The organism is Halomonas ventosae, assembly GCF_004363555.1.
GTDB lineage: Bacteria > Pseudomonadota > Gammaproteobacteria > Pseudomonadales > Halomonadaceae > Halomonas > Halomonas ventosae.
The window spans coordinates 161147-175411 of the sequence record NZ_SNZJ01000005.1 but is presented as its reverse complement, the minus strand read 5'-3'; the positions used below and the strand labels follow the sequence as shown (position 1 = coordinate 175411).

12 protein-coding genes are annotated in these 14265 nt (G+C 67.7%); 4 read left to right on the top strand and 8 right to left on the bottom strand.

What is annotated here, in order from left to right:
* The first annotated feature begins 251 nt into the window (after positions 1-251).
* Entirely contained in the window at positions 252-1421 is a 1170-nt protein-coding gene (locus DFP85_RS06040) for an alpha-hydroxy acid oxidase (protein ID WP_133635401.1), read from the top strand.
* A 65-nt stretch (positions 1422-1486) separates the two neighbouring features.
* Here DFP85_RS06040 and DFP85_RS06035 read toward each other — a convergent pair whose 3' ends face one another.
* A complete protein-coding gene (locus tag DFP85_RS06035) occupies positions 1487-1960 on the bottom strand; it encodes a DUF427 domain-containing protein (protein WP_133635400.1) in 474 nt (157 codons plus the stop codon).
* A 203-nt stretch (positions 1961-2163) separates the two neighbouring features.
* Entirely contained in the window at positions 2164-4782 is a 2619-nt protein-coding gene (locus tag DFP85_RS06030; RefSeq protein ID WP_243737217.1) for an EAL domain-containing protein, read from the bottom strand.
* A gap of 280 nt (positions 4783-5062) precedes the next feature.
* Here DFP85_RS06030 and DFP85_RS06025 point away from each other — a divergent pair, with 280 nt between their 5' ends.
* Both DFP85_RS06025 and DFP85_RS06020 read left to right on the top strand, forming a co-directional pair.
* The gene (locus DFP85_RS06025) at positions 5063-5551 is read left to right on the top strand and encodes a molybdopterin-dependent oxidoreductase (RefSeq protein ID WP_133635399.1); all 489 of its coding nucleotides are present in this window, start codon (positions 5063-5065) and stop codon (positions 5549-5551) included.
* On the top strand, positions 5521-6768 hold the full coding sequence (locus DFP85_RS06020) for a GGDEF domain-containing protein (RefSeq protein WP_133635398.1): 1248 nt from the start codon (positions 5521-5523) through the stop codon (positions 6766-6768). The genes DFP85_RS06025 and DFP85_RS06020 overlap by 31 nt, the downstream gene beginning before the upstream one ends.
* Positions 6769-6828: 60 nt before the next feature.
* Here the strand turns inward: DFP85_RS06020 and sstT are convergent, their stop codons facing one another.
* The 6 genes from sstT to DFP85_RS05990 form a co-directional block, all read right to left on the bottom strand.
* Entirely contained in the window at positions 6829-8052 is a 1224-nt protein-coding gene (gene sstT, locus DFP85_RS06015; protein ID WP_133635397.1) for a serine/threonine transporter SstT, read from the bottom strand.
* Between the two features lie 580 nt (positions 8053-8632).
* A complete protein-coding gene (locus DFP85_RS06010) occupies positions 8633-9352 on the bottom strand; it encodes a phosphatase PAP2 family protein (protein ID WP_133635396.1) in 720 nt (239 codons plus the stop codon).
* Between the two features lie 105 nt (positions 9353-9457).
* Complete coding sequence (locus DFP85_RS06005; protein ID WP_133635395.1) at positions 9458-9652, bottom strand: hypothetical protein; 195 nt, start codon at positions 9650-9652, stop codon at positions 9458-9460.
* 172 nt (positions 9653-9824) lie between these two features.
* Complete coding sequence (locus DFP85_RS06000; protein ID WP_133635394.1) at positions 9825-11561, bottom strand: isocitrate/isopropylmalate family dehydrogenase; 1737 nt, start codon at positions 11559-11561, stop codon at positions 9825-9827.
* Positions 11562-11667: 106 nt separating this feature from the next.
* Positions 11668-12921, bottom strand: a complete 1254-nt coding sequence (locus DFP85_RS05995; protein WP_133635393.1) for a threonine ammonia-lyase — start codon at positions 12919-12921, stop codon at positions 11668-11670.
* Positions 12922-12958: 37 nt separating this feature from the next.
* Entirely contained in the window at positions 12959-13537 is a 579-nt protein-coding gene (locus DFP85_RS05990) for a gamma-glutamylcyclotransferase (RefSeq protein WP_133635392.1), read from the bottom strand.
* 6 nt (positions 13538-13543) lie between these two features.
* Here DFP85_RS05990 and DFP85_RS05985 point away from each other — a divergent pair, with 6 nt between their 5' ends.
* Positions 13544-14185, top strand: coding sequence for a phosphatidylglycerophosphatase A family protein (locus DFP85_RS05985; RefSeq protein WP_341776968.1), 642 nt, complete (start codon positions 13544-13546; stop codon positions 14183-14185).
* Positions 14186-14265: the final 80 nt, after the last annotated feature.

The window sequence follows — 14265 nt, the reverse complement described above, 5'->3', positions numbered from 1 at the left end:
GGCGTGGCAGGCGTCCGTGCGACGGGCCGGCCATCGTCATGTGCATGCCGTCCATTCTGACAGATCAATGCGCGGGGGTGATGGTGCGGCCGACTCTCGCGGCGGGATGCGCCGCAGGTGGTACAGTGACCCGACCCGGGGTTTGACACACGCCGCTGCGGCGGGTCTGCCGGGTCGCACGGCCGGTCGAAGCTCGTCGGCTCGCATGGCGAATCGACCGCGACGGCAACCCCCTTTGTTCAGGAGAGCGCATGCCTGTCTATACCAATATCGAAGACCTGCGACGTCACTACGCCCGCCGCACCCCGAAGATGTTCTACGACTACGCCGAATCCGGCAGCTGGACGGAGCAGACGTTTCGGGAAAACAGCAGTGACTTCCAGCACATCCACCTCAAGCAGCGGGTGGCCGTCGACATGTCCGGGCGCACCACGCAAAGCCAGATGATCGGCGAGGAGGTGGCCATGCCGGTGGCGCTGGCACCGGTGGGGCTCACGGGCATGCAGTCTGCCGATGGCGAGATCAAGGCGGCACGGGCGGCCGAGGCGTTCGGCGTGCCGTTCACGCTCTCGACCATGTCGATCTGCTCGATCGAGGACGTGGCCGAGCACACCACCCGGCCGTTCTGGTTTCAGGTCTACACCTTGAAGGACGACGACTTCATGCGTCGCCTGTTCGATCGCGCCAAGGCCGCCCAGTGTTCCGCGGTTGTCGTCACGGTCGATCTGCAGGTGCTGGGCCAGCGCCACAAGGACATCAAGAACGGGCTATCCGCTCCCCCCAAGCTGACCGCGCGCTCGATCGCCAACATGGCGACCAAGATCCCCTGGGGGCTGGAAATGCTGGGCACCAAGCGCCGCTCGTTCGGCAATATCGTCGGCCATGCCAAGGGGGTGAGCGATCCGTCGTCACTCTCCACCTGGACGGCGGAAGCGTTCGATGTGTCACTGGATTGGCAGCGTATCGCCCAGTTCAAGAAATGGTGGGGCGGGAAGCTGATCGTCAAGGGCATCATGACCCCGGAGGATGCACGGCGCGCGGTGGAGGTCGGGGTCGATGCGATCATCGTCTCCAACCACGGGGGGCGCCAGCTGGACGGGGCCGTCAGCTCCATCCGCATGCTTCCATCGATCATCGAGGCGGTGGGCGACCAGGTGGAGGTCCACTTCGATTCGGGCATTCGCTCCGGCCAGGATGCGCTGAAGGCGCTGGCGCTGGGGGCCAAGGGCACCTATATCGGCCGCGCCTTCACTTACGGCCTGGGTGCCGCCGGAGAGGCGGGCGTGACCAAGGCACTCGAGATCATCCACAAGGAGCTGGATACGACCATGGCTCTGTGTGGCGAGACCGATGTCAAGAACCTGGGGACGCACAACCTCTACGTGCCGCAGGGCTTTGCCGATCCCACCGTCAAGCTCTGACAGCGACCGGACGGGGCGAGCGTGGCCCGCTCGGGTGAATGGCCCAAGCGCTGCACGCGGCGGGATCACCAGTGGCGCGTTCCGGACGCGCCCTTGATCTGGCCCCTGAGGTTGGGTGTGACCCAGCCGCCATAGAAATCCCCCGGCTGGGGAAGCACCTCGATGTCCCCGACCAGGCAGCGCTGCATGCGGGCCGCGTAGAAGGCCAGGTAGCCGGCAATCGGCGCAAAGGGCCCGCTGGGGTGTTCGTAACACCAGGCGGCGCGTCGCACTAGGTGTCGCTCGCCTTCCACGTCAAAATAGCGGGCGACCCCCTTCCATTCACAAACGCTGCTGCCGGTGACCGTGCGCAACACGTCCGCTACGTCGTCGGGCGGGAAATAGTAGCTTGGGGCGTGATGGGTTTCGAGAACGCGATAGCCCCGCGTTGTCTGGGCAATCTGCCTGTCATCCAGATAGATCGTCAGCGGCTCGGTTACCGGTTCCAGTCGCGGAGGGCGCGGATACGCCTGCACATTCTCGATCGGCAATGATGTCATGATCGGCCTCAAGGAAACGGGTCAGCACGTAGGCATTGAAGACAATGTGAGCAAGCCCGGTCACCACGGAAAATCCAAGCCGCTTCTTGAGCCGCGGCTGGCCACAACAGTGCCCTTGCCACCGCGGCCTGCCAGCCTTCGACCCGACGCCGCGCCATGAATTCGCATGCCCGGTGATACGGGGGCCTTCGCCTGCGTCTCCGTCAGCGATCAGTATCACCTGCCATGTCGTTGTTTCGGCATGGAGGCTGAGCGGTAGAAGAGCAGGGGAGGTCGAGCATCTCCTCGGGAACCGGCCGGCCAAACAGGAAGCCCTGAAAGCCCGTGCACCCTCGGGCCCTGACCCACTCGAACTGGGCATCGGTTTCCACGCCTTCGGCGATCACCGCCAGTCCCAGGTTCTCGGCGAGTGTCAGGGTGGTCTCGACGATGGCGGCGTCGGCCGGGCTATGCATAACGCCCGAGGTGAAGCTGCGGTCGATCTTCAGCTCATCCAGCGGTAGCTGTTTCAGGTAGTTCAACGACGAGTAGCCGGTGCCGAAATCGTCGAGGGCCAGCCGGATACCGCTCCGGCGCAGCTCGGCAAGGGTCGCCTTGACCTGCTCCGGGTTGTTCATCAGCAGCGATTCGGTGACCTCGAGCACCAGGCGTCGGGGATCGGCCCCCGTTCTCTCCAGCACTTCCTTCACCCGTGCGGTGAAGTCGCGTTGACGGAATTGCTCCGTGCTGACGTTGACGGCGATCGTCAGGGTGTCACGGCCGGGAATGTCGGCCCACTCGACCAGCTTGTGGCACGCGGTTTCCAGCACCCAATGGCCGATGGGAAGGATCAACCCGCTCTGCTCGGCCAGGGGAATGAAGTCCGCCGGCGACACCAGCCCCCTTTCGGGGTGCTGCCAGCGCAATAACGCCTCGAGTCCGATGGGGCGCTGCTGCCGGTCGACCTTCAGCTGGTAGTACAGCAGCAGTTCCTGACGCTCCAGGGCGCGCTGCAGGTCGCTCTCGAGCCGGGCGCGCGCCTTGACCCTGGCATGCATCTCGGGATTGAAGAAGCGCAGGGCGTTGCCGTTGGCGCCCTTCGCCTGCCCCAGGGCGATGTCGGCCTGCTGCATGCAGCGGCCGGCGTCGACGTCGTTGCCGGTCAGGATCGTCAGGCCGATGCTGGCCGTCACCGTCGGGTCGTCCTCGTGGTCGCGGGCGTGGCGAATGGTCTCCAGCAGGTCCATGGCGACCCTCTCGGCTCGCTGGGCGGCAGACTCCAGGGGCGGCGCGAGATCCTCGATGAGCAGCGCGAACTCGTCCCCGCCCAGGTGGGCAAGGGTGTTGACGTCATCGGTGTACGCGGCCAGGCGAGTCGCCATCCGCTGCAGCAGTCGATCCCCGGTCAGGTGGCTATGCAGGTCGTTGACGAGCTTGAACTGGTCCAGGTCAATCAGCAGCAGGGCGGCAAAGCGCTCGGTGCGATGCACGCCCCGAATGGCCTGGCCGAGACGCTCCATCAGCAGACGGCGGTTGGGTAGGTCCGTGAGAGCGTCATGGAAGGCCATGCGGTGGTTCTGTTCGAGGATCTCGCGATAGTCGGTCAGGTCGGTGGCGATGCCGCAGAGCGAGGTGATGCGTCCCGCGGTGTCCCGCAGGGGCAGCTTGGTGGAGAGAAAGACCCGTTGCTCGCCGCTCGTGGCCAGGACGTTGTGCTCCTCCTGACGGATTTTCCGGCCCTCGTCGAAGACGCTGAGATCATCGGCACGCAGGCGCGCGGCCGTCTCGGCATCGTAAAACGCCTCGTCGCGACACCCGAGGATCGCCTCGGCCGGCCGCCCCAGGAGGTCGCAGACTCGCTGGTTGACATAGGCGTAGCGCAACTCTGGCGTCTTGATGAAGATGCAGGCTTCCACGCTGTCGAGAATGCTGGCCAGGCGCTGCTCGCTGCTGGCAAGTTCTCGGGTGCGCTCGGCAACGCGTCGTCGCAGGAGCAGGTTGCCGCCCAGGGCCAGTGCCAGGACGCCACCCAGGAACGACAGCCCCCACCAGAAGGCTCGCGGAACCTGCATGCCCTCCTCGCGGCGCACGCCCCAGCGCTCGAGGATGGCAAAGTAGGGCGAGTCGGGGTCGGCCTTCCATGCCGCGAGTCTGGCATCGATTCGCTCGAGCAGCTCGACCTGCGCACCGGGCAGTGCCGCGTAGTGGAGTCGGACAGGCTGGAACATGATCGGCGTGGCCGATACGTCCTGCTCGGGGAGTTGCCAGTCGCCAAAGTGCCGATTGACGATCACGGCATCGGCGAGCCCGCGGCGCACCGCGTCGAAGGCGGCTTGCTGGGTTTCGAACCCCTGAAGGTCGATATCGATGTCGAAGCCGGTGGCCAGCTGCTGCAGGTAGCGTTCCTGGATCGAGCCGTCCAGCACCGCCACTCGGTGGCGATCGAGGTCGACAACGGATTCGAGACGCTGGCCGGCCGCCTGATAGACCTGTGACCAGCTGCGCAGGGCCGGTTCGCGGTGGAAGTCGAGGCGGGTGGCACGATCGGTGCTCCAGGCGACATCGGGCAGCAGGTCAATCTCTCCCTGGTGGAGGCCTGCCAGGCAGTCGTGCCAGTGGCAGCTGACCACCTCGATGTCCCAGTTTTCCTCTCCTGCCATGGCTTGCAGCAGCTCGCCGAGGATGCCGCTTGGCGCCTGGTTCTCGTCCAGCATCAGCTTGGGCGGGTTGTGATAGATACCGACCCGCAGCGTCTCGTTTGCCTGGGCCAGTCCACAGAGCAAGGTGGCGCAGAGCATCACGGGGCTGAATCGCCAGCAACGCGGGAATCCAGGAAGGGGCATCCTTTCTCCAGTCCGGGGGCGTGTTGTAGTGTCTTTCCGTTATAGCAGAAATGACTGCTGCACCCCGAGGCATATTCCATCTGCAGCGCCCCTGACGACGTCTCCAGCAAGGCCTGGTTAAGGTCTGGTTAATCAGGCGTTGGTGGGTTAGTGTCGCAAAATGTGGACACCGGACGGGGCTTTGGCGATAGTCGCGTCCCATCCGGATCGCGTTCCCGGCCAGGCGAGCCGCCTGAGACGGTTGCCATCCTATATCGTCCATCCCGTCACGGGAGTTCCCATGCGTGTTGCTTCCTTTCCTGGTCGTGTCTGGTGCCTGGCCGGCTGGTTGCTGCTGGCCGTTGCCGTTGCCGCTTCTGCCTCCGCCGACGGCCCGGTGCTGACCCTGACCGAGGGCACCGAGTCCCGCGAGCTGACCCTCGAGCAGATCGAGGCACCCGGCCTCCAGGCGGTGGAGATGCGCCATCCGGAAGGGCCCGAGGGAACCTTTTCCGGGGTCTGGCTGGATGACTTCCTCGCCGCCCAGGGCCTCGAGGAAGCACGCCGCGTCAGGTTCATCGCCCTGGACGGCTACACGACCTTCCTCACCCCGGCGCAGCGACGGGAGAAGCGCTACCTGCTGGTCACGCGCCTCGATGGCGAGCCCGTCGGCGAGGCGTCGCTGGGCCCCTTGATGCTGGTGGTGCCCGAGGACGCCGCGGCCGCGCGGGAGGGCAGCGTGCCGATGACGCGCTGGATATGGGCGATCAGCGAGATCAGCGCGAGATGAGGGCGGCCTCCTCCCGAGGCCTGGGGATGCGCCTGGTGCTGGCGTTCAGCCTGATCGCCATGCTCTGCGCCCTGGCGATCGCCTACTACGTCACCCAGGCGCGCCAGCAGGTGGGGGCCGACTACACGGCGCTGGTCACCGATGTCGTCAGGGCCCAGCAGGACCCCGCCGCCATGCGCATGACCCTGGACAGCCTGGTCGACCGCCCGGACCACATCCACCTGGAGCAGATCCACGAGCTGCTGTGGCGCATTCCCCGGCGCATCGAGGGCATCCGGCTGCAGCTGCGCCGCAGCGAGCTCGCGCCCGCCAGCTATGACGCACTGCTCGAGGAGCTGACCCATGTGGAGTCACGGCTGCCCGCCCTGGAGGCCGCCATCGACGCCGCCGCCGAGGAGGGGCTCGACGCGCGGGGCGGCGAGGCCATCCTGGCCCTGGGCCTGGACATCGAGGAGGGGCTGGCCTGGGCCTACAGCGAACTCAACGAACTGCTGCACCGGGCCTCGGCCGAGCAGCGCCAGCTGATGGAGCGCCTGGCGCTGGCTGTTGCGGTACTGCTGCTCCTGCTGCTGGTGGCGATCGCCGCGGTGATGCGCATGCTGTTCCATCTGCATCGCCAGCGCGAGACCATGCGCCTGCAGAGCCGGACCGATGACCTGACTAGCCTCGGCAACCGCCGTTGGCTGCGCGAGGCGGCGGGGGAGGCGTTCGAGCGGCGCCGACGCCACGGTTCACCGCTGAGCCTGATGCTGCTGGACCTGGACCACTTCAAGCGGATCAACGACGCCTACGGCCACCCGATCGGCGACGCGGTGCTGGTCGACTTTGCCCACATCCTGGAGCGGCAGGTGCGGCGGGTCGACAGGGTGGCGCGCATGGGGGGCGAGGAGTTCGCGATCCTGATGCCCGACAGCGACCTCGTGGGCGCCGAGGCCCTGGCCGAGCGGATCCTGCGTGCGACCCGGGCGATGCCGCTGCCCGGGCCGGCCGCCGAACACCGGCTGACGGTGAGCATCGGGGTGGTCGAGGCCGAAGAGGAGAGGAGCTTCGACCGCCTCTACAGTCGCGCCGACCAGCTGCTGTACCGGGCCAAGGCGGATGGTCGAGACCGGGCCGTGGCCGGCCACCCGGCGCCCCCTCCCGCTAGCGGTGGGGTGCCTGGCCATCTTGACGCGGGCATCGCGCAGCACGCCTGCGAGGGCGACTCCCGCCGCTGACCCGCTGTACGACGTACTGCGCCGGCCCCGTCTTCTTGTCGAGGGGCCGGCGCAGTTGCATCAGGCCTGGCGGCGCTCCTCGCCGCGGCAGGCGGCCGCGGTGAACAGCACGTCCGTGGAGGAATTCAGCGCCGTCTCGGTGGCGTCCTGCACCACGCTGATCACGAAGCCGATCGCCACCACCTGCATGGCCACCTCGGTGGAGATGCCGAAGAGGCTGGCGGCCATGGGAATCAGCAGCAGCGAGCCGCCGGCCACGCCGGAGACCCCGCAGGCTGCCAGCGCGGAGACGACGCACAGCAGCAGGGCAGTGGGGAAGTCGACGCTGATGCCCAGGGTATGGGCGGCGGCCAGGGTGATCACCGAGATGGTGATGGCCGCCCCGGCCATGTTGACGGTGGCGCCCAGCGGGATCGAGATGGCGTAGGTGTCGGCATCCAGCTTCAGGCGCTTGCACAGCTCCAGGTTGACCGGGATGTTGGCCGCGGAGCTGCGCGTGAAGAAGGCGGTGATGGCGCTGCCGCGCAGGCAGGTGAAGACCAGCGGATAGGGGTTCCGGCGGGTCTGCCAGTAGACGATCAGCGGGTTGGTGACCAGCGCCACGAACAGCATGCAGCCGACGATCACCGCCAGCAGGCGGCCGTAGTCGAGCAGGGCGCCCAGGCCGGATTCCGCCAGGGTGGCGGCCACCAGGCCGAAGATGCCCAGCGGCGCGAAGCGGATCACGATCCTGACGATGTTCGATACCGCCTCGGAAATGTCGCCGAGCAGGGTGCGGGTGGCCTCGCTGGCCTGGCGCAGCATCAGCCCCAGGCCGATCGCCCAGGCGAGGATGGCGATGAAGTTGGCCTCCATCAGCGCGGTGACCGGGTTGCTGACGGCGTTGAGCAGCAGGTCGCGGAGGATCTCCACGATGCTGCCCGGCGGGTTGCCGCTGACCTCGGGCATCTCCAGCGCCAGGGTGGTGGGGAAGGCGAAGCTCGCCACCACGGCCACCAGCGCGGCGACCAGGGTGCCGATCACGTAGAGCACCAGCACCGAACGGATATGGGTCGGCTGGCCCTGGCGATGACCGGCGATGGCCGCCGCCACCAGCACGAACACCAGGATCGGCGCGACCGCCTTGAGGGCGGAGATGAACAGCTGGCCGAGCAGCGAGACCGACTCGGCAGAGGCCGGCGAGAGGGTGGCGAGCAGGATACCGCAGGCGATACCGATGGCGATCTGGGGGATCAGCCCCAGGCGGAGCAGCGGGCGGCTGAGGGCGTGCACGGTGGCGAACATGGAGGGTCTCTCGGGGTTGTCATGGGCGGGCAGGCGCCACCTGCGGGGCGCTCGACGGTCGAGCCGAGGGCGCGGGTGGGCGCCGGGTCGAGCCGAGGGCGCGGGTGGGCGCCGGGTCGAGCCGGACGAGTCGCCCCGGGCGGGTAGCCCGAGGCAGGGGCGTCTGCGGTGCGCGCGGGATTCTAGCAATGTTCGCGACCAGGTTGGATGGTTTTTCTGCCTTTTAGACCAAAGGTAGAGAGCATTGCTGTTTTCATGGCATGAGTCAGCATGCCGCCCGGGTGATGAACAGGGGTGAGCGGGTCGAGAAGGCCCGATCGCGGAGACGGGCCGAGAGCGCGAGAGGTCGCCAGGGGCGGCGCCGGTGCTCGATGCGCTATGATCAGGCAGGAACGCACGTTCAGGCGGGAAGGTGGCGGTCTCCGGTAGGCCGGAGCGACGCATGACGAGGACGAGAGGCGATGGACAGGAAACAGGGGAAGAAGGGCACCACCGGCAAGCTGATCGGCCTGGGGATCCTGCTGCTGGTGGCGCTGACGCTGCAGAACTGCGGGGTGATCTAGGCCCGGCGCTCCGTGGTCTAACCCGGCGGCTGCATCCAGCGCATCGCGAGCCAGCACAGCGCCGCCCAGGCAGCCCCGGCCGTCCATCCGGCAAGGACATCCGTGGGCCAATGCACCCCGAGGTAGACACGGCTGATGCCCACCAGCAGCGTGAGCAGCATCGCCAGCGCTAGGATGTAGGCCTTGAGCTTCAGTTCGGGCTGTACGCGGATGAGCAGGGCGGCGAGGGTGAGGTAGGTCACCGCAGACATCATCGCATGGCCGCTGGGAAAACTGGCGGTGTAGGCGATGGCCTCATGGGGAACCAGGTCGGGCCGGGGTCGATCGAATCCTGCCTTCATCAGGGTGCTCAGCAGGATGCCGCCGGGTACCGCGACGGAAGCAAAGAGTGCCGCGCGGTAGTGCCGGGCGAGCAGCAGGTAGCCCAGGGCCCCGAGCGAGACCAGTACCAGCACACCGACACCGCCGAGCGCGGTAAAGTCCCGCCCCAGCTCCTCTACCCAGCCCGGACCGATCGGGTCGGCATGGTCGGCCGGGTTGCGCAGGGAGAGCAGCAGGGTCTCGTCGATGCTCAGGGTCTCACCCTCGACGACCTCCTCGGCCAGTTCGACGAACCCCCAGACCCCGCCGAACAGCATCAGGACGGACAGTAGCGCCCCGAGCTCGTAGCGAGCGAGCCGAGCCAGCGTGGAAAGGTGTTGGCGTCCTATCCGCTCGGTCTTTCCGACGTGCTTCATGGCACCCCACCGTGGTGAATTCGACAGTGAACGGAGGGCTGGCTTGCAAGAGCCGGCCCAGAGGAATCCACCGTCGAGGCCACTCGGGTGATCGTCATGAGGGGCCTACGCCTCGAGTTCTGCCAGCGCCGCCGCGATGGCCTCCTCGTACTGGCCTTCGGTGATCCCCCACTCGCTAATCACGCCCTCGTCAGGCTGCTTCTTGGCCGCGGCACGCAGCTGCTCCGCCGTTTTCTCCTCGAGGCAGTGCTTGGCGAAGGCCTTGGTCTGAGGGTCGTTGATATGGTTGATCAGCAGCATGTCCCTTTCCTCATCGTTGTGCGTCCATGACACTACCGGGGCTCTCCCGGCGCGAGCCGTCCGGCGCGAAGCTCCCCAGGGCGCTTGCCCGCCGTGACGGTGATACCAGCTTACCTTCCCGCATGGTGATGACAATGTCGCCACCGCTCGGGGAGGTCACCGCGCCGCCACCTCAGCCCAGGCGGCTTGCCACGGCGTCGAGGAAACCCTGCATGTCGACGATGGTCTCCGAAGCGGGGTCGGTGGTCTTGCCCTTGAGGTCGCCGGTGATGATGCCGTCGGCGACGGTGTCGATCAGCGCGGCCTTGAGGCGGGTGGCATAGTCGACCAGCGGCGCGTTGTCCTCGCGTTCGCCGAGGGTCTCCAGGGCATTGGCCACGGCGAAGATCAGCGCCGAGGAGTTGAAGTGCGCCTCCTTGCCGTCGCTCTCCAGGTACTTCAGGTAGAGGTCGTGGGCGGTACCGTGGGGCGCCTCGAAGAGCATGGTGCCGCTTTTGCTCTCGATGATCGAACTGGCCGTGGCCAGGCTGCCGCCCAGCGCCGCGGAGATGTCCGAGAAGATGTCGCCGTCAAGGTTCTGCGCCGGGTAGAGGGCATTGCGCGGCGGGTCGGTGATCATCTTGATGAGCTGGCTGGAGGGCCGCATGATCATGAACGACGGCGGCGGGGTGTCGGCCTTCGCCAGTTCGCGGCGCACGTCGGTGATGGCAGTACTGAAGACATCGTCGTACTCCATGTACTCGCGCTTGAGGCCGAAGTAGACCTCCTTGTCCTTGCGCGAGGCGTCGCGGAACACCTGGGTGACCCAGTCCTTGATCGCCTCGTGGTCGTTGGACATCAGCAGGATGGGGTCGCCCTGCTTGACGTGGCGGGCGTGCTTCTCGTCGCCGTCGATGACCACCTTGAGGATGCCGTCCTCCGTGGCGGGGGCGTTGTAGCTGCCGTACTGGTCGCCACCGCCGGCACTCATCCGTGACAGCGAGACGTGGGCCTTGCGGGTGGGAATGCCGTGCACCTTGAGCTGCTCGACCAGCTTGTAGAGCTTGCGGCCGGTGGTGTTGTCCGGCACGCCCCACAGGGCGCGCTCCGGCGGGTTGGCGACGATGCGCGCGGCCTGGGCGTCGATCAGCTCGTAGTGGTAGGCGAGCCCCAGCGCCTCGACCTGCGCGCGGTAGTGACTCTCGTAGATGCCCTCGATGGCGGCCCGCATCACGCCGTCATACCCGGCGATCACGGTGTCTTTCAGGCCCAGGTAGATGTCGCGCTTCTCGTCGATGGCGCGCTGGAAGAAGCGGTGCGCCCAGGCCTTGATCTCGTCGATGTCGTTGGTGGCGAGCAGCCAGGGGTCGCCCTTCTTGACCTCGCGGCGGTGCAGCTCCACCGGGTCGCCGCTGGCGCCCACGAACAGCAGCTTGACGATGCCGGTGGCGCGGGAGAGCTCGTTGAAGCTGTCCTTGCTGCCGCCGGTCGCCATGGTGTCGACCTCGATGTCGCGCCCCACCCACTCGGGCTTCTTGAACTGCAGGTTGCGGAACTGGATGTCCTCGCGGGTGATGTTGCCGCCGATGCCCTTGCGGATGGCACCGTTGGGCGACTTGGTGGCCAGCGGGTGCAGGCTGGTGCCGTCGAGCTCGGGATGGGCAGCCAGCAGCTCACCCAGCTGGGCGCGGTTCACCGTCATGCCGGCATTCTTCACCCCTACGCCATGCTGCTTGAGGGCCTCGATGGCCTCGATGACCGCCTGGCCGTTGGTGACCAGGCGGTTCTCCGCGGTCAGGTCGATCTCGACCAGGTCCACGTCAAGGCGTGACGTCACGAAGGTATCGAGGATCCTCTCGAAGGCCACCTGGGCCATCTCGTCGCCATGCAGGATGACCAGGGGGGCTGACACGTTGATCTTGCTGCTCATCACTCTATCCCTTGTTGCGATGATGGAAACCGGTGCGATGATCGAATGCGCACAGGGTACGCCTGCCGCCGGCCCTGCGCCATGCGCCATGCGCCCAAGGTGCCGGTCAGTGCCCCTCTGGGTCGCCTGCCCAGCGCTCGTCCGGGTGCACCTCGTTGGCGGGCAGCACCGGGTCGTAGCCCTCGGCGCGCAGAGCGGCGATCACCTCGCGGGTGTGGTCGCTGCCCAGGGTCTCGAGGGTCGCCTCGACCTCGGTGGCACGCAGCGAGAGGTCGGTGAAGGTGCGCTGGTGGGCGATCTGGATGACATTGGCGCGCTGCTCGGCGAGCAGGCGGGTGAGCTCGGCCAGCGAGCCGGGCACGTCGGGGATACCGACCCGCACCCGCACGATACGCCCGGAGCGCACCAGGCCACGCTGGATCACCGAGGAGAGCGCCAGCATGTCGATGTTGCCGCCACACAGCACCAGCCCCACCCTGCGGCCGCGGTAGCGTGCCGGGTCGGTGAGCAGGGCGGCGAGCCCCGCGGCGCCGGCGCCCTCGGCCACGCTCTTCTCGATCTCCAGCAGCATCAGGATGGCGCGCTCGATCTCGGGCTCGTCCACCAGCACGATGTCGCTGACCAGCTCGCGCACGATCTCCCGGGTCAGCTCGCCGGGCTGCTTCACGGCGATGCCCTCGGCCAGGGTGGCCAGGCCGCAGTGGACCTCCTCACCGGCCAGCGCCTGCTTCATGGCCGGGAAGCGCTTGGTCTGCACGCCGATCACCTCGATATCGGGCTTCAGCGCCTTGGCCGCCACCGCGTTGCCGCTGATCAGGCCGCCGCCGCCGATGGGGATCACCAGGCAGTCGAGGTCGGGGGCCTCCTCGAGCATCTCCAGGGCGATGGTGCCCTGCCCGGCGATGATCCGCTCGTCGTCGTAGGGGTGCACGAAGACCAGGTGGCGCTCCTCGGCCAGGCGCCGGGCATAGGCTCCGGCCTCATCGACCCCGTTGCCCTCCAGGTGCACCTCGGCGCCGAAGTTGCGGGTGTTGCGCACCTTGAGGTTGGGGGTGTGGCGGGGCATGACGATGGTGGCGTGGATGCCCAGCCGCCTGGCGTGATAGGCCACCGCCTGGGCGTGGTTGCCCGCCGACATGGCGATCACGCCCCGGGCGCGCTCCTCTGGGCTGAGTGAAAGCAGGTGGTTGAGGGCGCCGCGCTCCTTGAAGGAGGCGGTGAACTGGTGGTTCTCGAACTTGATGTAGAGCTCGCAGCCGGTGAGCTGCGAGAGGGTGGTGGAGTGCAGGCAGGGGGTGCGCTCCACGCTCCCCTGGAGGCGGGCGGCGGCCTGTCGGACGTCGTCGAGGGTCACGCTCATGGGAGGGTCTTCTCCGTTGTCGAGGTGGTGGCGGGCATCAGGCACCTGCCGGGTGGGGCAGGCGCTCTGCCAGGGCGAACACGTGGGGATCCTCCACGCCGAGTTCGCGCAGGGCCTGGGCCAGGTTGACCAGGTAGTCGCGGTTGGGGCCGCTGGGGCCGTGGGCCACGGCGATCTGCTCGGCGATGGCCTCCAGCGGTGCGTCGCCGAGGAAGGCGGCGTTGTCCTCGGTGGCGAGGTACACCAGCCCCTCGGCGCTCTGGGGCGGTGCGGCATCCTCGAAGTGCAGCCGGGTGACCTCGCGCAGGTAGCCGTTCTTCTCGCGCACGTCGAGCGGGCCGAGCACCTCGGGGGTGATGCGGTAGGCCATGCCGTGGCAGGTCGCGCCGGGCTCGCGCACCAGGGTGACCACCCGGCCCGGCGCCTCGGGGGTGCCGCGGTGATCGTGGGAGCCCTGCCAGAAGCGGCGCACCCAGCCATGGATATGGGCCGGGCGGCGCTCGAGGAAGGGGAAGTCGGCCTTCCAGATCAGTGAGCCATAGCCGAACAGCCAGATCTGGTCGTGGCCGTCGAAGTGGGTCATCTGCCGGTTGCGGTGGGTCGTGTCGAGGGTCATCCCTGAATGATGCGTCGACCGGCGGCGAATGTCGAAGGCTGGCGGCGGGTGCTGGTCGATTCCGCCATCGACCTTCGTCGGGCCGCCGGGTATCTTGGCCGCTGCTCGGCCGATACCGGCCGCAGGCGGGGCGCCAGGGGGTTGCCCCGCGCCATCCATCGCGCAGGGGGCAAGGACATGGAGTATGCACTGATGTGGCTGGCCACCGGCCTCGGCACGGGGCTCTCGCCCTGGGCCTCGGGCACGGTCGGCTCGCTGCTGGGGCTGCCGCTTGCCTGGTGGCTGCTGGGCCGTACCCGCCGCCTGCAGCTCGCCCTGGTGGCGGCGCTGCTGCTGGCGGCGATGCCGGTTTGCCACCTGGCCGCGGAGGAACTGGGCCTCAAGGACGACGGGCGCATCGTGCTCGACGAGATCGTCGCCTTCCCGGTGGCAGTGCTGGGCCAGTCGGCGGCGCGCCATCCCGCGGCCCTGGCCGGGGCCTTCGTGGTCTACCGGGTCTTCGATGCCACCAAGCCGCCGCCGGTCTCGTACGCCGAGGCGGTGCCTGGCGGCGCAGGCATCGTGCTCGATGACAGCGTGGCGGCGGCCATGAGCTGGCTGGTGGTGGCCGGCGGCCTGATGCTGTGGCGGCGTCGCCGGCCCGCCTGATACAGGCGGACGCATTTCGTTACGTCACCAGGGGTTGTGCTCGCGGGCCACTACCCCGAGGTCGTGGGGTGTCGCAGCTG